Source organism: Paenibacillus sp. FSL R10-2734 (assembly GCF_037963865.1).
Classification (GTDB): domain Bacteria; phylum Bacillota; class Bacilli; order Paenibacillales; family Paenibacillaceae; genus Paenibacillus_AQ.
Window position 1 is genome coordinate 4015264 of record NZ_CP150170.1, and the last position, 22200, is coordinate 4037463.

Below are 22200 nucleotides of genomic sequence, written 5' to 3' on the forward strand. Positions count from 1 at the left end.
GACTTCGTGGAATGAGGTTAGCATTTTTAATAAACTGACATTCTTCAATGGTTCCTTGCGCAAGTCATAATTCGGTCATTCTGGTGCATGTTATTTACTCCCCACTCCGTATATTTCAATATAAATTGTACTTTTGCAGATCATTATATTTAGGATGATTATTATATCGCAGAAATACGTTAGCTTGACAGTGACTGCTATAATGTATTAGGAAAATAAAGCTTGCTGTTTGATGCAGCATACGTAATCGGAGGCACAGAATTTCATGACACAATCTATCACACCCGCTGCAGTTCGTGTTGGAGGAGGAATATCTAAGCAATTCATACTCATATTAGCCATTGCATCTGGATTAAGCGTGGCAAATATGTATTACAATCAGCCCCTTCTGGCCGATATAGGGCGAACATTCCATGCGTCCTCAAACGCAGTAGGATATGTATCAATGCTTACTCAGATCGGCTATGCGCTAGGCATGTTATTCTTTGTTCCGTTAGGTGACATTCGTGAACGGAGGTCACTGATATCAGGACTTCTTATTGCCGTATCTCTGTCACTGGTTGGTTTCGCTACAGCTCAAAACCTAGTTTGGATGTATATCGCTAGCTTTGCCGTTGGCATAACTACAGTAGTGCCGCAGGTCATTATCCCTCTCTCGGCGGAGCTCGCTTTGCCAGAAGAACGGGGCAAGGTTATTGGAACAGTAATGAGTGGATTGTTTTTTGGTATTTTACTGGCAAGAACCATATCCGGAATTTTAGGAGATATATTCGGCTGGAGAGCCATGTACTGGATTGCCGCAGTTATAATGCTATTGTTATCTCTTATTCTTTATCGGCTAATACCGGCGACGAAGCCAGAAAATAATTCTTCCTACACGGATCTGCTGAAATCTATGGGTAACTTGATTCGTAAATATTCGACGCTTCGTGAAGCATCGCTGATTGGGGCTTGCATGTTTGGTGGCTTCAGTGTGTTCTGGACTTCACTGGCTTTCTTTTTAGAAGGAGAACCTTACCACTATAGTAGCTCTATCACTGGATTGTTTGGACTTATTGGTGTAGCGGGTGCTGCTGGAGCTCCTTTTATTGGGAGATTAGCAGACAGGATCGCACCTAAGAAGATTGTAGGTATATTGCTGGTACTGACATTGATTGCTTATGGATTCTTTGGATTAGCCGGATTTACAATATGGAGCTTGATTGCCGGAGTTATTATTCTGGATCTTGGTGTACAAGGGTCGCAGGTTAGTAACCAAACGCGGATCTATGCGCTTGAGCCGGCGGCACGCAGTCGTATCAATACTGTTTTTATGGTTAGCACTTTTACTGGTGGAGCGATTGGATCAACACTGGGAAGCTTTGCTTGGCAGCATTGGGGCTGGAGTGGCGTCTGCCTGATGGGCGGAATGCTAATTGTAGCTGCTATATGCATATGGTTAGTATATAGAGTTATTGAGAAGAAGGCATTATCTCCAGGAGGTGCATGATCATCGCTGAAAAGACGAAAGTCGTAGAAGTTGTCCCGTATGACCCAGAGTGGAAGGTAGCATTCAATAGAATAAAAGAACATTTGTTCTCATGCGTCGGAAATCTCATTATTGAGATAGAGCATGTGGGCAGTACTTCCATTGAAGGGCTAGCGGCTAAACCTATTATAGACCTTGATCTTGTAATGGATAGCTACGAAATACTCCCACAAATCATAGAACGTTTACAGCAGCATGGATATGAACACCAAGGGAACTTGGGAATAGAAGGCAGAGAAGCCTTCCAAAGACGTCACGCGGACGAATTTATGAAATATCATCTGTATGTATGCCCTAAGGATGGAAAAGGATACTTGGAGCATATCGCATTTCGAGACTATCTTCGTTCGAATGTGACAGCGCGCCAAGCATATGCAGAGGTCAAACAGCGTCTGGCGGAGCAATACCGCTATGATATTGATGCTTACTGTGAAGGAAAGACAGCGTTTGTCACCTCAATTTTATCCAAAGCTATGAAATAACCTATAAGTAATCATGTGCCAGAGCGAAGATGATTTCGATATTCACTAGGGGACATCCCGCTCCACTTACGGAACTGCTTGGAGAAGTATAACGCGTCATTGAAACCGACCGAAGAGGATACCTGGTCGATGGTGAGCGTTCCTCCAAGCAGTTCCTTTGCTTTATCCATGCGAACCTTCAACAAATATTGCTTGGGTGACATCCCGATCTTTTGTTTAAAGGCTTTAGAAAGATGCGCCCTATGATAACCAAGAGAGGATGCCATATGGTCAATACTGATCTGCTGATGAAATTGGAGAGAGATCCAGCGGATCGCTTGATTGATCTGGCGGTCGATAACATCCGGTAATTGTGCGGATTTTGGAGTATGCGAACCTATGTTCGCTAGTCCGAATTTGTGCACTAGAAGTCGCAACCACCCAGCAGCCTCCAAACTTTCCAACTTTGGATAAGCAGACTGCTGAAAGGAAAAACGAATATGTTCATACAAGTTATGTATCTCTATAAGGTTATCTAAGTGTATTAACGGCTTGTCCGGTGTAATCCCCACTTCTTTAAATAGCTGTTGAACGGTTTCCCCTTGCAAAGCCACCCACACATAAGTCCAAGGCTGTTCCAGGTCTGCCTGATAGCTGAATAACGCTCCCGGGAAAATAACAAAGGTATCTCCTGTACCGCATACCTGAGAGTTACTCCCACTCTGAAACACACCCTTTCCATCCATTACGGTATGTATAAGGTAGTAATCGTGAACAGAAGGCCCCATCTTATGTCCAGGGACTGGTTTGCCTTCACCGCTGAACAATACAGTCAGGTCGGGTTCATCTGGAGCAAGATTAAAGCCTGCTGAGAAATGATAATGCTCTGAAGCCATTTGCTTCTGACCTCCTATACGTGATTTGAATTACAAATAGATTAAAGGATGAACCATTTAAATGCAACAAACATCCATATATGAATTGTATTTCTCCATACTCATTGTGACCGCTCTCATTTATAGTAATAGTGAAGAGAACAGACGGATACCCTGTTATATCCCAGTGTTTAAAAGGGGAATTCATCGAGTTTTCTAAGTGGATAACGATGTTGAGTCCGTAGAGCTCACTACTTAAGGAGGATTATTTCACATGTCTAAAATTACATTTATCGGAGCGGGTAGTACTGTATTTGCAAAGAACGTTTTAGGAGATTGCATGAGAACTCCAGCCCTGCAAGGCTTTGAGCTTGCCCTATATGATATTGATCTTCAGCGCCTAAAAGATTCCGAAAATATGCTGAGTAATATAAAAGCAAGTAGTGGCAGTACTTGTATCGTGAAATCCTATACGGATCGCAAGGAAGCTTTGCGCGGAGCTAAATATGTTATTAATGCGATTCAGGTTGGGGGTTACGATCCTTGTACCATTACAGACTTTGAAATTCCGAAGAAATATGGCTTGCGTCAGACGATTGCGGACACAGTTGGTATAGGTGGTATCTTCCGCAACCTGCGTACCATTCCTATCATGCTGGATTTTTCTGCAGATGTGAGAGAGGTTTGTCCAGATGCACTCTTCATGAACTACACGAACCCTATGGCAGTTCTGACCAATGTGATGAACACTTATGGTGGTGTGAAAACCGTTGGATTATGTCATAGTGTACAGCATTGTATTCCAGGCATGTTCGAGCATCTTGGAATGGATCAAACAGGAGTACAGGCTAAGATAGCCGGGATTAACCATATGGCTTGGCTGCTCGAGGTTACAAAGGACGGAGAGGACTTGTATCCGGAAATTAAACGCCGCGCCGCTGAGAAGCAGAAAGAACATCACGGTGATATGGTTCGTTATGAAATGATGCTTAAATTTGGTTACTACATTACCGAGTCTTCGGAACATAACGCAGAGTATCATCCTTATTTTATCAAACGTAATTATCCAGAGCTTATTGAACGTTTCCAAATCCCATTAGATGAGTATCCGCGCCGCTGTGTAGATCAAATTGAACGCTGGCAGCAAATGCGTGAAGAATTAGTAAATAACAAAGAGCTTGTACATGAACGTTCGCACGAATATGCGTCCTACATCATGGAAGCCATCGAAACGAACGTGCCTTTTAAAATTGGTGGTAATGTTATGAATACAGGACTTATTACCAATCTGCCAAAAGAAGCCTGCGTAGAAGTTCCGTGCCTTGTAGACAGCAGTGGTGTCACTCCAACCTATGTGGGAGATCTACCTCCGCAGTGCGCCGCACTGAATCGTACAAACATTAATACACAGTTGCTCACCATTGAAGCAGCGATTACGCATAAGAAGGAGCATATCTATCACGCAGCTATGCTCGATCCACACACAGCTGCTGAGCTGTCACTGGATGATATCACTAGCATGTGTGACGAGCTGATCGCAGCGCATGGGGATTGGTTGCCAGCGTATAAATAACTTGAGGGAAATAAATATATAGTACTTAGAAAGCCTGAGAAATCAGGCTTTTTTTGCTTATCCGTCTAGGACAACTGGTGTACATCGGCATACAATTATATGGACACCTAAATGCGGAGGTGAAGCGTGATGATCATTGAGAATTATACCTTAGCATCGTCCACATCGCATGCCACCCCTTATTATGTGATCAGAGGTGAGCTCCCTGGTCCTGTGTTTATGGTGGTGTCCGGCATACATGGGAATGAAACGGCAAGCATACGTGCCGCGCAAAACATCGTGAATCGCTTGAGACAAGGAGAACAATATATTCACCGAGGTACTCTTATTATTGTTCCCCTCATGAATCAAAAAGCTTATCGAAAACGTATTCGAGGCGTGCCAGATTTGAATCGAACGTTTCCACGCACTCGGAATGCAGCTGCAAAACATCCAGTATCCGTAGCCTTGCTTCAATTAGTACGGCGATATCGGCCGACTTGGTATCTTGACCTCCATGAAGCGAATGGCCTATCTCAAAGAAATCCTAAGCGGCTCGGTCAGACGATTATCATAAAGCCGGGGAGCCGGGGTACGACTACAGCAAGACGCATCATAAATGGCATTAACGGTTCGATCACTAATTCAGCCCATCATTTTAACATCCGTTTCCGCGAGCGTCCGGGTTCGTCACGTGCAGCTGTCTCCCGTATATTAGGAGCGAAAGCTTTTACTGTGGAAACTTGTTGGAGTCTTGATCGTGAGCTACGTATTCGCTACCAGATAGACATTGTTAACCGTTTTTTAAGAAGTGCTGGGTTGACGTGGTGATGTTATGCAAACTGACCCTGAGTTCGTGGGAGTCAGTTTGCTTTTTATAAATGAGTAATGTCATTTAATGGAATCAAATATTCGAGAAAAATGGCCTTTTTAGCCCAAGGGAACATTTGTTCGATTTTAAAAAAGTTTTTTAAAGAGGGAAGAGCTGATCTTCTAATAATTTGAGATTTGGGTTAGATTCGTTTACCATTGTCACATACAGGATTAAATTCAGTAGGGGAAAGGTATACAACCAATGCCTAAAATGATTTATAGTTTTCGTACAAAAATGATTATGCTGCTGATGGCCAGTATGCTAGTATCCGGTGGGATAACCTTTTTAATCTACAAAGCGCTCCAGCATTATTATCACTCTGAGGTGAAATTTGAGAACCCACTAACCAAAATTCGCTATGTAATAAGAGATATTGGAGATGTGAATACATTTTTAATTATCTTTGTACCACTTGCCATTCTATTCTTCTTCTTATTTACTAAACCGTATGCAAAATACTTCAAGGAAATTTCAAAGGGGATTCATCAGCTAGCTTCAGGTGATTTCTCAGAACGCGTGAATATACCCTCGAAAGATGAATTTGGGATTATTGGACAAGATCTTAATCTAGCCATTGAGAATTTGCAAGAAGCTATTGAGCGGGGAGACATTGCCGAGAGCAGTAAAGATCAACTCGTGTTGAATCTGGCACATGATCTGCGAACACCACTAACCTCGGTTATAGGCTATTTGGATCTTATTTTAAAGGACGATGGATTAACTCCTGAACAAAAGAAACATTACACGACGATTGCTTATACCAAATCTCAGCGTTTGGAAAAATTGATCGATGAACTGTTTGAAATTACAAGAATGAACTATGGCAAGCTTAAACTCGAGAAGACCTCTATTGATCTGAGCGAGCTTCTCTTACAATTAAATGAAGAATTATATCCAGTCTTTGAGAAAAATGGTCTAACCTCCAGATTGGATATGACACAATCTTTGAAGATATACGGCGACGGGGAATTGTTAGCACGTGTATTTGAGAACCTTCTTACGAATGCGGCTCGATACGGAAACGACGGTCAATATATTGATATTCATGGTTACTTGGTCGCTAACGAGGTAGTCGTTGAAGTGATCAACTATGGAAATTGTATTGAACCGGAAGAGCTGCCACGTATTTTTGATATGTTTTACACAGGGGATCGTGCACGAACGAATCCAACAGGAAGTACGGGTCTTGGCTTGTTTATTACTAAAAATATAGTAGAGCAGCATGATGGAACTGTATCTGTACATAGCAATGTGGTCCGGACTCTCTTTGAAGTGCGGCTCCCGCATAACAGTATATGAGGACAAAATTTATACCATGAAGTGCCATACTGGAGAGGATTCATTGGTGGGGATTATTAAAGAGCGTCTACCCTTTGAAATCCTCTTTAAAACATGATATAATTAGCTTGCTAAGTAATTTATTTAGCGGTTCGGGGGAACAAGCTGTGATTGAAGATGAAATAAGAGAACTACTTGATAAAATTTCAGCGGAAATGCGTAGAGATTATGCAGAGCTGTTGAGGGAATTAAATCTTCATGTTGGCCAAGAACAGTTATTATGCCGGTTATGGAGATCAGATGGAATGACACAGATACAGTTAAGCGAGAGTCTGAACTGTGAGCCTCCCACAATCACGAATATGGTAAAATCACTTGAGAATCATGGGTTTGTTGTTCGAAAAAGAGACTCCGAAGATGGCAGAGTAAGCCGTGTATACCTAACTCTAGCTGGACGAAATCTTTGCGAACCTGTGGAACGTATTTGGAATAAGCAGCTGGATAAATTATTGACAGGCATTCTACCCGAAGAACGTTTATTATTAAGAAGGCTTATGAAACAGATGGCTGATAATCTATCTTGAGTCTGTAATGACCCTTATCCATTAGCAAGCTAATTAAAAACTTAGAAAAGAGGAATATAGATGATTACTAGTTTGACTCGTATTAATGAACTGGCTAGGAAAGAACGTGAAGAAGGTCTGACAAAAAGTGAGTGGGTGGAGCAGATCGCCTTGCGTGAAGATTACCTTCGTGAAATTCGTGGACAAGTTCGTAGCAGTCTATCAGGAGTTACAATCGTAGATCCAGAAGGTAATGATGTTACCCCTGAAAAGATTCGTTTATCTCGTAAAGAAACACTGCAATAATACTGAACTAACGAAGTGAATTTGCACCTTTAGAACATCGTTGAGTTACCCTATGGGTTAATCAGCGAATATCTAGAGGTGTTTTTTTATGAGATCAAATAGTGACCTTAACAGAAGATTAATTCGATTATGCTAGCTGAGGCTCAGAGTTAAGATGCAATTAACATCTAGTTACACAGGATCTAAGACTGGATGGTTAGAATGAAATGGACAGAACATTAAAGATAAACATTTGGGGGGAGCAGGAATTAACAGATGAAAAGGACATTATTCTTTTTACTGAAAGCAGTTGTAGTTATGGTCATTGCGATAGTAGTTTTTCTAGCCATTGTTTTTACAGTTAATGTGATCTGCAACAAATTGGAGAAAGGAAAAATTGAATCCTATGGTCAGCTTGTATCTGTAGACGGAAAAAACATGAATGTTACGATTCAAGGTCATGGTGAAGAGACGGTCGTGTTACTTCCAGGTTACGGAACTGCAGCGCCGGGTATTGATTTTAAGCCGTTAGCTGATGAGCTGTCTCCATTCTACAAAGTTGTTGTGATTGAGCCATTTGGCTATGGATTAAGTGATATCACCGAAAAAGAACGAAGTACTGAAAATATTGTGAGTGAAATTCATGAATGCTTGCAGCAATTAAATATCGATCGGTACATTCTGATGGGGCACTCCATAGCTGGAATTTACGGTTTAGACTATGTGAACAAATACAAAAATGAAGTTAGCGCATTCGTCGGGATCGACAGCAGTGTTCCGGCACAAGGGGCTGGCGATGAGCTTCCAACAGCAGCCTTAAAATCACTTAAACAATCAGGTTTCTACAGATTGCTGGTTAAACTCGCTCCTGATCAAATCATTTCACCCGATGTGGATGATAAAACTAAAGAGCAAAATAGAATGATTTCGCTTAAAAACATGATGAATCCAAACATCATCAGTGAAGCAGAGCATTTCACAAGCAATTTCAAAGCTGCCGAGAGCTTAAAGTTCCCTAAAGAGCTTCCTGTGATTTTCTTCTTAGTGAAAGATACTACGGATGTTGAGGGCTGGGAAGCTTTACATGAAGAGCAGATAAAGGATTCCTTACATGGGAAGATGATGATGCTGGAAGGCGATCATTATTTGCACCATACCCGCTCGAAAGAAATCGTCCAGCACTTCAGAAGCTTTATGGGAGAAATGAAATAAGGTAAATGAGAAAACGTTGAATGATTCGTTTAGTGAATCGTTCGACGGTTTTTTATATGAATGATAAGCAAAAAGTTGTAAATTGCTAAAAACAATAGCTTGTATCATACTACTCATATAACAAGAGATAAACTGTGAGGTAAACAATGAGCAAAGGAAATAGAAAAAGAAACATCCTATTATCGATATTGGCAGCTTTGGTTGGAATTTTCTTAGTATCGATTATATTAAATAAGACCTACCGTACCTCGTTTGAATCCTTACCTGAAACCGATCGGCTGATGTTGACTGAGTTATCCGAGGTGTATCACAATTTTGAGCAATCTAGTGATCAGCTTTGGAATGAGGAGTATCGATTTGACACCAAACCTTTGTTGCTGGTGCGAACGACTAAGGATAAAGGTCTGTTTCGTAGCGAAGGCTTTGCTGTGAATGTGCCTATGGAGAACGGGATTTTTACCAAAGAAATCAAAGTGCCAGAGTCGATGGGCTTACCGAAGGTATATCGGATCAGTCGGTTTTCACCGACAACCCTTTCGGCATGGTTCCCAGCTAATTTTGGAACGCTAGATCTGAAAGGTACAGAAACAATGTATTTCAAGTATCATCCCAAAATGTTTAGCGATCCCGCGCTGTATTTTGATTTTTCTTCTTTTTTGTTGCACGAAGGGTTTCATATCTTCAAACAAAAAGACTGGACGTATGATGCTAATGGGGCTGAACACATCGATAACTATCCTGTTAATGAAGAGAATTACGCATTGATGGGCATCGAGTTTAAACTGTTGGATCAGGCAATGGCTGAAAGCAACCCTGAACTCGTTCAACAATATTTACGTGATTGGACAGTGGTACGAAATTATAGGTACCATAAATGGCCCCAATTAATTGGCGAGACGAAATCAGAGGCCATTGAAGGCTCAGCAAGGTATTTGGAATATCGTTACAGCAAGTTAACCGGCGGTAATTTAATGGTGTTAGCTACCAAGCAGGAGCCTTACCATGTGACATTTATGCAGGCCTTTGATTTTATTGCCAACGGGCAAGCGGAGTCTCCTGCATTCTTGGAGAGAAATATGCGTTATGAAACTGGGGCAGCTTTGGAGTTAACGATGGATAAGGCTAACTTACCATGGAAAGAAGATATAGAAGATGAACCGGGGAAGAAACCAGGAATGACACCGTACGAGATTTTGAGTGACTATTTTAAAATGAATGATCTAACTACTATTGAAAGCCAGTTAGGTAAAATTAAAGAAGTAAACGATTATGATGCCTTACGCAAACAGGGGGCAAAGATAGTTAAGCAGGTTAATATCGAATAGTAACATTAAACGTCAAACGTCGAACGATTCATATAGTGAATCATTCGGCGTTTTTTTATATGTTCTAATTTTCATACTAATACTTACGAATATTATCATTTCATAATGAAACACTAGAGCTAAGACATATTCAACGAGGGGGGGCTTCATATGATTCAGCCTAATCATGAATTTATTGATTTTTTCGATCGGATATTCACAAACTCAACTGGCTCATTATATAGACATCATGGAGCGGAAGGACTATGGGTTGGTTTTGTTGCACGAGGGACAACTCCCGAATCCATAACTTTAGAAAAATCCTGGTCGTATAACATAGGCAGTTACGTTTTTTGCGAAAAGGAACCTGCAGACCATAATGTCTTTCTGGATTCCATATTGAAACATATGAACAATCAGCAAGGTCCTTGTTACGAGAGTGACAGTCCAATGTTTGTGTCTAGGTACTTTTTTTGGTGTGACTGTAGCGATAGAGGCGAGGCTGTAATAAAAAACTGCTATCTTGTATCACATGTTAATGGTGGTAGTGGAATATCACAGTTTAACAACCCATTATTTATTAACAACACGAGCCTGAAGCTTGAATTTATCGAAAGGGTCTCTGTTCATCCGACTGCAGGCAATCAATTTCTGTTTAATCAGCATGGAGATCAAGGGATAATTAATTTCCTTTCTTATACTAATTCTTCTGTAGAAATTAGTTATATACAAGTAGGGATTCAAAACTTAGTCCTGGCTCTTCATGGCAAAGAGTCAGGTTCATTTAAGTTTGATACACGAGCGAAATTAAATGATAAAGGATTAAATTTCTATCCATCTCCAGAGTTACCTGTGACCCAGTTACCTGTAGGTTTGCGTTATCATTTTTTCTATAACGAAGCCGGAAAACAAAAAACAAAAAGCCAGCATTTCGGAATAACAGGAACTAGAGATACCGATACACCATTCCGCTTTCAGTGTGTTTTAAATCCGCTTTTCCCACTCGCCAAAGAAAAGCTTCCAACAGCTTTCCGGTTTGGAATATTACCAGATGAAAGTACTGATATAAACATTAATCTGTTTAAGACTCCTTTTCGTTCCGATTTTGGACATCCCATTATGTTAAAACCTATAGTTTTTAGCTCAGAGTTTAGACTGGAAGATAACGATTATGAACCGTACTGGACTCCAGGTGGACCTTTCCAAATTCAGATGGCGAAACTAAGCGAGCGAACTAAGGATGTGCGACATTTACTTTGTGGATTATCTGGCACTGAAACAATAGGTTTCAGAAACGGCCACCTGCTTAATTTTGTTTCCTACCAGCCGGCTTTAGCCCCGATATTTCCTGTTCCTGCTCTCGAAGAACAAAGATTCACTAGTGGTGATGCGACGATTCCAGAGCTGTTGCAATCTCATCGTACAACTTCATGGATTTCTGTTCAAAATAATCAATCGCAAGAAAATGTCTACGTTTCCCAACCCGAAGATGCTGTTTTGTTTAAAACACCAGAAGTACGTCTATCACCACCCCATTTACCAAGTCCATTAATTTATGATCAACAAAAAACTTCGCTGCTAACTGCAGAGCATCTATATCCCCTTGTTCCATATGTGGGCATGCAGAACAGTCGTGGATCCGATTTTGATGATGAAGAAGCGACTCAATTTGAGTACCAGGTTATTCATCCAGTTCGGAAACGAAATATTACAGGACTATCTAATCATGCGGTCATTACTTTTCCTACTATTGAGGGTGATTTACGAAAAACGACAACTCCACAAGGTCTACTGGTTGAAGCAGATATAAATGATAATTGGGAGAGTATTTTATTAGCACAAATCGCTAACGGCACAGGGACTACTCAATACCTGAAATTAGGAATGATAAGTTCGCAACTGAAAAGTGCATTTTTAACCAATCAGTTATTTCTTGTCATCACTAATCCGCTGGATCCATTTGTTGGTCAATTTATGGATGAAATAGATATTTCGGAATGGCCGTTCCATATCAACAATAAAAAGGCTGACAATAAATACGGCAACTATCAGAATGTAATAATTTTGAAATTTTGTGAAGGGACGCTTAAAGATTTAGTAGAAAAACCTCAAAATTGGACAAACGCGGATACGTTTAATAAATCTGATAACGGTGAATTATTCGCGCTTTCTGCTTGGTTGCGCGAATATTTCGAGGATGCCTTAACGCAAAAGGACCCTTTCTATGCTCTTTTTAATCATAAAATTCAACAAGCCAGTTGGACTGGGATATTAGCTTTAAAGGTAGACATTAAACAAAAGGCAATGCCGAGTGATTTGAAAGTGTTGAATGCCGGGATGGAGAAGGATCTCTTTCACGCGCATCATATAGGTATTAATGTGAATATTCCTGAGGAAGTGAATGGGAAGATCGTTCTCGAAAAGGACAGCTCTTTATTCGCTTTAGTTCACTATATGGATCCAATTTACGAACAGGTGAACAACTTTGGGAACCCAATTCCTGTATACACTGAAGATGATTTCGATTTTAAAGTTTTATCTGTACGTGCTCTTTTTTTTAACTCAGAGATTCAAGACTTTACAAGCGAAGTACAGTTGACAGTAAAACATATATTTGAGGAATCGGTAAACGAAGTGATTTCGCAGGGAGATCAACTCACTGTATCATCAGGCTTAAAATCCATTTTCTTTACAGGGCGTAGAGAAAATCATGGTGAAACCAATCTCTACATCTTTAATACCCCGAAATCAAACAAATGTCAGCTGGAGAGTAGTGTATTCCATCATGTGGAGATTTCTGGAGCCAGCATTGATACTGTACAAATAGCAAATGGACCCAAATTTGAAACAAGGTTTAATCTTATGGGATTTATGGATTTTCAGAACATTAAAGGACTTGATGCTTTCTCGTATGGCAGTTTAAGTGTGGAGGATGCAAGCAAATCGAAGAAATCCGGACTTCCATTTTCGAAACAGTTGATTCGCCTTGTCTTTGATGAGTCCACTATGAAGCGGGATAGTATCTGGATGGATACTTCAGATATCCTGATAACCCCTGAACAAGTACAACCACGTAAGGAAAGTTTGATCTTTGGATTGCCTTTAAAATTTAAAAGGTTTGTATCGTTCGCTTCTTCTGGAAAATTGCCCTCAGAATTGGGTTATATCCCACTTATCCTCGTTAACACTGCAATTTCTGTACCACAGCCTCTTGATATTAAAGGACCTTGGTCAGGCTTTGAGTTTGAGCTGGATCTGGGGAATGCGGGTATGCTTGCAGCGGATACACTTTTCACTACTCGCGTGTTGTTAGCGTGGACCAAATCAAATGCTCCAGTGAATATTGAACGTCCGAAATATAACTTCTTTCTTGGATTGCAATTACCCGGAGGGGGAGAACAGGGCAAGCTCTTTAATTTACAGGGAGTTATTAAAATGGGTATCGGTGATATCGTGTTAACAGCAGATCCAAGTAGCGGTACCACGTCATACTCGATGCAATTTAATAATGTAGGCTTACAATTTTTGAATTTCAAATTTCCACCTGGAGGGACGATGAATTTTGGCCTACAGCCTCCCCCTGGAGCTACAGCTGATCAAACCAACGGGCTTGGCTGGTATGCGAATTATATAAAAGATTCCACTAATCCGATTTGTTAAGGAGGGTACCATGAGTATTTATATTTTAAGCCGGAAATTAATGGAGCAGAAATCATTGTATCAAGCAGTGGTTGAAGCTAATTTGATATCTCCTACTGATCTTGAGACGTTGAGACAATTATTGGTGAATTCGTTTGGAGTCGCAACTGACGATATCTTGGTCATAACTAATCCCGTAATTGATGATGCAACTGCAACTCATCTGAAGCTCAAAGGCTCTATGCAAGTATTAAAAAAGACCACACGTATAGCTGTTGAATTTATCTGGGATGGAACAGAATTGAAAATTGTTCTTGCAGCAGAATTCAGTTCGAAATGGAAACTACGCGATAGCTTTCCAGGACTTCCACCATCACCACTGGACTTGTTAGAGATGAATGGCATTACGTTCTTCTTTGCAACTACGGATTTGACTGATTGTCCAGTTGAAGGAGGCCAGTTCATTCCTTATTTGAAAAAAGGGCAAAATTTAGTGTGCGATTTTTCAGTTAAGGATAAGCTGTTTCAATCCTATAAAGCCTACCTTCCAGATTCGAAGCTTTATTTGTTCTATACTCCTCTTGATGTCCAAGGCTTATTACGTAAAGAGTTGCCTCACTGGGAATGGACACAACAACTTTCTGGCGTTATGGCGAACATGCCAGACTTTTTAAATGTATTGAATCCGGGATTAGGATTATCAATTAATGATGTACGAATCAAAGCTTTTTTGGTAGCTGAACTACGTGTTCCGAATGGGTCACTTATTAAGGTACGGTTGGAGCAGCTCACAGACGGTAACTACCAACTAAGTTTAGGAGATGTTAGGGAATTAATCACTCCTCCTCAAGTATTTGCGCTCATGGAAGGACGAAATTGGTTTAAAGGAATTCCCTCTAAAATGCTATCTTTTTTTGTTGAAATGACGCTGTTAGATTATAAAGTAACTCTAAATGGAACTAATCATCAGATGAATTGTCATGAGATAACTGTTGCTTCCACCCAAGCATGGGAGGTGGGGAATCTCTCTATGATCCCGGAGATTTATTGGAAGGTTGGGGATTGTCTCCATCCGGGTGAACAGGAATTGATTGTTCGAGGGCGCATATTAGTAAGTGGATTCAAGGAAGCCGTTCTTTTATTAAAAGAAGATCTTTCTTTTCATGGGATCTTTGATGCAGAAAATGACACGATTCAGGTGAACGATATTCTAAATGCATTTGAAGGCAATGTTATCAACCTACCTGGAACCTTACACTTTCCAATCAAACAAATGGATTTGACCATTACAAATGCTTTGAATGGTGACTATAAAGTTATACTTATTGGGAAGAGTGATCTCAATCTCTTGAATTTTCAAATTCAAGATCCTACCTTCGAATGGCGCAAATTCAGTTATATTAACCAGATAAGATATCATTACGTGTTTCGAGGGAAAGTAGTGATTGGACCATTGAGCTTTGATGTGGAAGCTCAGCTGAATTCAGTGGGGTGGTTATTAAAGGGGATGACTTTGAAAGAGGTCAAGATGAGTAATTTGGTGCCTTCATGGCCATTCTCAGATGTGATCGCGGATAGTATAGCCTTTGAATATCAAATCACTGATAATGCAGATAACGATTCATATAGTATATACGCAGATTTCAAATGGAAAATTAATGAACGATTTTTACAGCTAGAAATCGATGCCGTATTAAAGATTGAGGGAGGCTCCACCCATAACAATTATACAATTGAAACGGAAGTGGAGATACCAAGGTTAGGGGCACAAGTGTGTCTAACTTATATTCTAGGTGGAGCTCCAATTTACAAGGTTCGATGGGAAGGTATGACATTTGATTACTCACCAGATCAAGAATATATGCGTTTTGCTTTTACAGGTAATAACATAAGATTCCTACTGACAGCTATGATGAAGTTAACAGGGAGACCTTACTTCCATCTGCCTGAACCCTTAGACCAGCTCTTAGATAAGGTGGGGCCAGCTTCCGTTCTTTTTGATTTAGGAGCTGCTGAAAAGGTTACTTTAGAGACAGATTTGAACATAAGTATTTTGGGGTTAGATTTGAAAAAACTTAACGTTAACAAAGATAACTTAGATCACGTATTTGTTACTATTACAACTAACCAGTTCGACCTTGAATGGGATCTTAGTGACCCAAAAGAGCAGCCTAACATTAAATTGTTCCCCGATTTTTCAACAACGTTTGACCTTGAGTGGCTAGGACTAGCGCAAAGATACACCATGAATCAAACTAAGTTTGATTCCGTGGGTGATGCGGTCAACGCGATGAAATGTGCCTTTCAAAATGGAGCCGGATCAGCTGAATTACCTTATGATGCGGCTAGCCAGTGGCTGATGGGTACGGAGTTTAATTTGTTACAATACAACACAGGGGATTATTTCCTCAATATGCAGCTTGTTTTTAATGATCCCAAGTTATATGGGTTAAAGATTGCATTAAAGGGTGAATTGGCGAAGCTGTTCGACGGTCTTGAGTTGGAGGTTATGTACACTAAGCTTTCAGAATCCAAGGGGGTTTACTCAGCCGAACTAACACTTCCAGATTCCATGCGATACATTCAAACCCCACCGTTTACGATAATCATTCCGATATTTGGCATCAAAATTTACACGAATGGTGATTTTGAGATTGACGTAGGTTTTCCTCGGGATCTCGATTTTTCAAGATCTTTCACCATTCAAGCTCCCCCATATTATTCAGGTGCCGGTGGGTTTTATTTGGCTCGATTGAAATCGGATGCTTCAGAGTATGTTCCAATAGCAACGAATGGCCATTTTGGACAAGTCTTAGCTTTTGGTTTAGGTATGGCTCTTGGAGTGGGTAAGGACTTCAATAAAGGAGTTCTAAAGGCAGGATTTAATGTGAGTGCGGTTGGCGTCTTCGAGGGTGTTCTCGCAACATTTCATCCCGATAACGCAGTTAAGGAGGAACGTTATTTTTCATTAGATGCAATGCTTGGTGTCATTGGACGAATCTATGGAAGTGTGGATTTTGGTTTTGTGATGGCTGATCTTAACATAGCTGTTAACCTGGTCATTCGTACTTTGATCGCTGCTTACAAGAACCTGGTTCTGGAACTAATAGCGACTGTGGATGTATCCATTAAGTATCGTATTAAAATTTGTGGTGTGAAAATCACAGCCTATAGCTCTTTTCATCAGATGTGAATGAATCGGTTGATCTTGGAGGAGGGAGTAAGGCACCGTGGATAATAGAGGGTGAGAGCCTAATTGCACCATACATTACTAATGAGTGTAAAGCACCCGTTTGGAAACAGCTTCCGATAAATCGCAGAATTAAGATCAAGACGTATTTTGTTCCTCAGCTTACACTGGATCAACCGAAAGAGACGGATTCAGTTAATGCTCATTACGTTGCAATGCTTTATATAAAGAAAGATGAATTTAAAGGCTTGTTAGAATCACTTTTCTTATGGGTATTACAAGCCTTTGGTCAAGGGGATCTGGACCAAAATAACCCTATTATCACTAAGCAAGTTGTTAGTGATGCACTTTGTTGGTTCAGGGATGAAACAAACGGGACTCCGATGGATTATGATCATTTAGTTCAATATTTTTTCACTGATGAAGGTGCGATCCAAATCCATCAACCTGGCAGTGATTTGAGCGATATTTCTGTGTTCCCAATGGTTCCAGCCCTTTCGATGCGAGTTCCTTATTATAACGGGACTTCGCCCGTAGATGTAGACTTTAGCTTATACAACGAGTTAACACCAGTATATCTTGATAATCTTAGATTACATTTCTCACAAGTCCGAGCACGTTATTTATCGGAACTTGGTCAATCGATATCAAAACGCAGCTATTCATGGACTACAAGTCATAAATCGGCCTCTAAAGTCTTGTACGAAGATTTCTTTGTTTCACTCGCCAAACAAGGACTTCAAGCTACAATGGATCTATTTAAGGGTGATAACAGTTTAGAATGGGATGCTATAAAAGCCGAGTTGGAGTCTAAAAGCTCTGATATTTCAGCAATGGCGAGCCATTCATTGTTAAGCGGTATGCGGCCACCCAAACTAGACGGGTTTGAAAATAATGTTTCAATGGTATGTACAGGCAATCCTCCAGTCTCCACCATGTCTCTTTACCAACTGACGGGTCAACAGTTTCTTTTACCAATCTTTACTCAGGTGCCTGATTGTAACGATTATGGTATTAAGATATCCTCAAACCAAACCTGGGTTCGTCTCTATGATTCGTCTAATATTGAGACAAGTGAAATCTGTGTGAGCCTCCTACGAGAGGATATCGCAAACATCCAAGAGTTGACAATCGAAGCGAACAATGGCATCAAAACAATGTCTGGTATTGGGATATTGCCTACCATGAAGCAAGTTACAAAGTGGTATACACTTGTTTCCCCTACAACAGTAGGTAATTTGCAGCTATGGAGTTTCCCCAACAGCCTGCTAGGACTTATAGCGAAACAAAGCCCAATAAATGCATCTTTGTATGCTCAAGTGAACCAGGATGGTAACGGGGACGGCACCATTGATTATCGGTCAGGTGTTATGATTAATGTATCGCTGAAGAAGCTGCCGGAAAGGGATAGTGTTACTGGAGTCAAGCTAGATGGAGCACTGTTTGAACTAGTAGGTACGGATGAAGCCGGTACAACTCTTTTAGAAAGATGGCTTACTTCCAATCAAGGGGATCCAGAAATACAGGTGAGTTATTCAACGAAAAGTGGTGAATGGACTCTAGGTGAAGGTATACCTACCGTTGTGAAAAGCAACCTTTCTACTGAAACCAATCCGATGAATGGTTTATCTTTTCAGAATACGTATGAAAGTATTCTATGGGCATGGGAGTGTAGTATCGTTCGTTCTGGAGGCTTCTATCTCCATTATGAGAATAATGGGAATACACTTCCCGAAGAGATCTTTAATGAACAGGGCATAGGTCAAATCCGTCTGATCCTGTTGAACGAAGTAAACTCAACAACCTTGGATACCTATTCAAATTGCTTATTAACCATGTCTGGACAGACAGCACCACTCTATATGAATCTGACCAAGAATAGAGCAACGAGCGCTAATAACGATGATTCACTAATGAGGATTTCTTCTCGTCTAAGCTTACCTTTCATGGATACGGGACGTCTTCTTCAAAATCAGCTACTTAATACGATTGAGCTTACTATTCCGAAATCCGGTGGGTTTGTTCATTCTGTTGCCCGAAGTGAAACCCTTCTGTCTATATCTGAGAGTTATGATGTATCTCTGGAATCTTTACTATGGGAAAACAGGAATCTAAAGAACCTCTTTCTGGTCGGTAATCTCCTTGACGTTTCATGGCCCATTCAAGAAAAGGTTAACACGATGCCTGTGGGGCATGTAGGTTTCTCAGTCCTCAGGGATGAGGTAGCAGATAACGATACTATCGAGAATTATTTGGAACAGATTTATCGACTACTAGGATATCGTATTCGAGGGAATTCGGATTTTTGTCAGAGCATTGATGGACTAGCAGTTGCTATTCACAGTTTAAATGATGATGAGGGGAAGTATGAGAACGTAGTTCCTATCTTCCCTTATGCGAAATATAATCCACTGAATTGTATGCCTACGGTTCCGAATAACTATTGTGTGCCGGAGTTTGACTTGAATCCCTATTCCGGAATAGGAAAAACGGTTCAAATCGATTTCTTTTGGCATGATTACTTTGGAAACCAACTGGTGATGAAACAATTCCCGAATTTCATTCAAATCCCAATTGGATTTACTGATCGTTTATTAGCTATTGAACAGTGGCCTGGTATAACGACTTCTTACACATTTAGTGTAAAAGAGATGAAGCGGAGATTGCATATCGAACTTCTGTTGAATTTTGAGTTATATAAACAACAGCCAAATGAAGAGTACGGGGTCTATCTTAAGCGGTTGGAAGCAGACATGCTAATTTACACAAAAATTTATTATCAGCTATGCCAGTGTGACGAGACTGGTAATCCTTTAGTTTCGTACAAAGTGCAAACCAGTCTTGATGAGTATGTAGATCATTTATTTGACACCGTTCAAACTGACGAATTAAAAGCTTTTATCACCGATTGCTGTATCTACTTAAATAACCTGTTAAATCCTCTCGACTGTGATGGGAAAAGTGAAATTAGGAAGTCACTCGATTGGCTCATCGAAGATACGAATCCATTGGATATTTATGAATTAAAAGTACTCTTGTTTATAGAGCGTCCGATTGATTTAGTGGATATAAACTTCAAAGACGAAGACACTGTTCGAGCCGCTGTTTCGGAAATTCGACCGATGATCAAAGAGAACAACTTAGTGGACTCTGATCCTAAGATTCGTTCTCTGAAGAAATTCGCAAGAAACTTTGAGATGGTATTCAATATGGATGCTTATGATCTGAAAGTGGCCATGGGAAGAACTAGGTTCGGCAGTACAGGAACAGATGCTGATAAACTATGGGCTGTCCGAGTTGCAAAACCTGGAATTACAGATCATGATCCAGATGCCACTTGTGGGGACAAGAAAGGACTGCGATATACGGTCGGTGCTTATCCGATATTTTTTGCGCCAAAGTTAATGTCCAAAAGTAAGATTTCCCGGCTTGTTAGCATCCCTGAGTTTGATGGGGCTACTGGAACATTGGGGATATATAGGAATCAATTAATCGGACCGATTGATATGGATAATTGGGCAAGATTGTATTTAAGTGCAATAGAAAATCTATTGTCAGCTTCCATGGGATGCAAAGTGTATGAGAAAGATCCACCTATGTATAGAAGTATACTTAGTCTAAAGGAACAATTAGCTAAGATCATACCGGAAACACTTGACCCCATACTAGAACCTACTGAGAGTGAGCGAATTAATGTTCCAATGGAAAAGTTAAAAGCCGATGCTGCCGAGAAACTTAAACAGCATTTGCTGATAAAGTTAACTAATGCCTATGACATTGAGACCATTGTCTCGTTTCCAGTTTCCGTTCCTTGGAGTCCATGTACCGACTCTCAGGCACAGCTTCCACAATTGTATGGGGGCATTAAGGTTCAAAAAAATACCAAACCTCTACGAAATGAGGAGCAGGGTGGAACTGAATCAGCTTATCAAACCTCGAATTCTAAAGTACTACTTGAGAAAGGGGATAGTGCTCTTAGTTTTACATTCGATGCGAAGTGCGCTGAATGTCAATCCAGTGTAACGGTTGATTTAGCTTATGAAATCCAACATATTGAGCACGAAATAGGAAGTCTCCCAAATATTGAAGGTTATAAGGCTTCTTCATGGCTAAGTTTTATTCACCCACTGGAGCAAGTTGAAATAGCTAAAGATGTAACTGTCCCGATACCACTTCGTTTTTATCCGGATGAACCTAAAATGATTAGACATGAAGGGGTTTCCATGCTTCAGGGTCTAAACAATACATCTGAGGAAACTACGGTGCAAACAGCCGTGAAGTGGAGATATGGGTTTGAGTTTGAAAGAGGATATGCTTCTCAAGATATTCTGGAATGCCAAGTGATGTTTAATCAGAAATCTAATGCTGCATTTGTGAAGGTGGAAGACTTTTATGATAAACTCACTCGATGTGTACAAGTATACAGAAAGATGGAAGAGGTTCTAAAACAAGATAACATTGATGAGGAGCTTTTGCTGAAGATTGTATCTTCCTTTATGACATTAGCAATTCCAGTAGCGTCTTCTTGGAAAGAATGGTATGAACATGGAAACAGAAGAGCAATGAACGTAATCTCTGATACTGAATATCGCTTTAGAATTCTACAAACACAATGCGATTACAACGGTGAGAAACAAATTCTCAATATGATTATCAATCCTGTATCTACACCAGTGGAGCTTAAAAATCTAGCTCCAAAGCTTCAAATTGACGGCTATATTCTGGAGAAGATCGCCGACAATAGTTATGTGTATCAATTAAAGAACCCAGGTGGAGGGAATAAGTATTTAAGTTGGGCGGACGGGTTGGAACTTCCGAAAAGGAGTATCCAATTTGATGATTTACATTTAGCTTATTTACAAGATGCATGGGCTGGATTAATGGTAATTCGGAATGCGGAACTCGTTCCAGGAAGAACAACGAATGAGAATTTTGTATATAGAACACCTGTCATTCGATTCCCCATGAAATTAACACCTCAATTGGATATCTACCCAACAATCCATATAGCAGCTATAGGAGCAGCAGGAGGGCAATTAGTAAGACGTTCACTGGATGAACATCTTACTGCATTATTTACAAGTTTGTATGGAGAAATGAATATAGGCTCGAAGATAGACAAATCAATTATTAAGGTAAAACCACGGTACCAACAAAAACTGAGTGGTAACTTGAGATTTGGGACATTACCTATATCATTGATTTTACCTTCAGATTATCAACTACCTGTTGATGATGATTTTATCAAAATATTGGGAGGCAACATTCGGGATTGGTATAATCAAGTTGAACCGTATAAGGACGGGGTTTACCAATTTGAACTTACACTATACACAAGTGTAGATGATGCTAAAGCTCCTTTGGTTCGTCTTAGAAATTTGGTGTTAGATCGTAAGGATATTACACACGAATAATGTTAAGGATTGCTTTGCAAAATAA

General features: G+C 40.3%; 13 protein-coding genes. 12 read left to right on the forward strand and 1 reads right to left on the reverse strand.

Annotated elements, in window-relative coordinates; genetic code table 11:
• The first annotated feature begins 265 nt into the window (after positions 1–265).
• Entirely contained in the window at positions 266–1489 is a 1224-nt protein-coding gene (locus NSS67_RS17655) for an MFS transporter (RefSeq protein WP_339314759.1), read from the forward strand.
• Positions 1486–2010: a GrpB family protein gene (locus NSS67_RS17660; protein WP_339314761.1), complete on the forward strand. Its 525-nt coding sequence runs from the start codon at positions 1486–1488 to the stop codon at positions 2008–2010. The genes NSS67_RS17655 and NSS67_RS17660 overlap by 4 nt, the downstream gene beginning before the upstream one ends.
• 11 nt (positions 2011–2021) lie before the next feature.
• Here the strand turns inward: NSS67_RS17660 and NSS67_RS17665 are convergent, their stop codons facing one another.
• Positions 2022–2885, reverse strand: a complete 864-nt coding sequence (locus NSS67_RS17665) for an AraC family transcriptional regulator (RefSeq protein WP_339314763.1) — start codon at positions 2883–2885, stop codon at positions 2022–2024.
• A gap of 253 nt (positions 2886–3138) precedes the next feature.
• Here NSS67_RS17665 and NSS67_RS17670 point away from each other — a divergent pair, with 253 nt between their 5' ends.
• The 10 genes from NSS67_RS17670 (at position 3139) to NSS67_RS17715 (ending at position 22175) form a co-directional block, all read left to right on the forward strand.
• The gene (locus NSS67_RS17670) at positions 3139–4437 is read left to right on the forward strand and encodes an alpha-glucosidase/alpha-galactosidase (RefSeq protein ID WP_339314765.1); all 1299 of its coding nucleotides are present in this window, start codon (positions 3139–3141) and stop codon (positions 4435–4437) included.
• Positions 4438–4566: 129 nt separating this feature from the next.
• A complete protein-coding gene (locus tag NSS67_RS17675) occupies positions 4567–5247 on the forward strand; it encodes a succinylglutamate desuccinylase/aspartoacylase family protein (RefSeq protein WP_339314767.1) in 681 nt (226 codons plus the stop codon).
• A gap of 244 nt (positions 5248–5491) precedes the next feature.
• Positions 5492–6589 carry a HAMP domain-containing sensor histidine kinase gene (locus tag NSS67_RS17680; RefSeq protein WP_339314769.1) on the forward strand — a complete coding sequence of 366 codons (1098 nt, stop codon included), beginning with the start codon at positions 5492–5494 and terminating at the stop codon, positions 6587–6589.
• Positions 6590–6735: 146 nt separating this feature from the next.
• The gene (locus NSS67_RS17685) at positions 6736–7152 is read left to right on the forward strand and encodes a MarR family transcriptional regulator (protein WP_339314771.1); all 417 of its coding nucleotides are present in this window, start codon (positions 6736–6738) and stop codon (positions 7150–7152) included.
• Positions 7153–7212: 60 nt separating this feature from the next.
• Complete coding sequence (locus NSS67_RS17690) at positions 7213–7437, forward strand: DUF896 domain-containing protein (RefSeq protein ID WP_339314773.1); 225 nt, start codon at positions 7213–7215, stop codon at positions 7435–7437.
• Positions 7438–7692: 255 nt separating this feature from the next.
• A complete protein-coding gene (locus tag NSS67_RS17695) occupies positions 7693–8628 on the forward strand; it encodes an alpha/beta hydrolase (RefSeq protein ID WP_339314775.1) in 936 nt (311 codons plus the stop codon).
• Positions 8629–8774: 146 nt separating this feature from the next.
• Positions 8775–9953, forward strand: a complete 1179-nt coding sequence (locus tag NSS67_RS17700) for a hypothetical protein (RefSeq protein ID WP_339314777.1) — start codon at positions 8775–8777, stop codon at positions 9951–9953.
• 150 nt (positions 9954–10103) lie between these two features.
• Positions 10104–13592, forward strand: coding sequence for a hypothetical protein (locus NSS67_RS17705; protein ID WP_339314779.1), 3489 nt, complete (start codon positions 10104–10106; stop codon positions 13590–13592).
• Between the two features lie 10 nt (positions 13593–13602).
• A complete protein-coding gene (locus NSS67_RS17710; RefSeq protein WP_339314780.1) occupies positions 13603–16764 on the forward strand; it encodes a hypothetical protein in 3162 nt (1053 codons plus the stop codon).
• On the forward strand, positions 16761–22175 hold the full coding sequence (locus NSS67_RS17715; RefSeq protein ID WP_339314782.1) for a hypothetical protein: 5415 nt from the start codon (positions 16761–16763) through the stop codon (positions 22173–22175). Before NSS67_RS17710 ends, NSS67_RS17715 begins: the two co-directional genes overlap by 4 nt.
• Positions 22176–22200 lie beyond the last annotated feature (25 nt).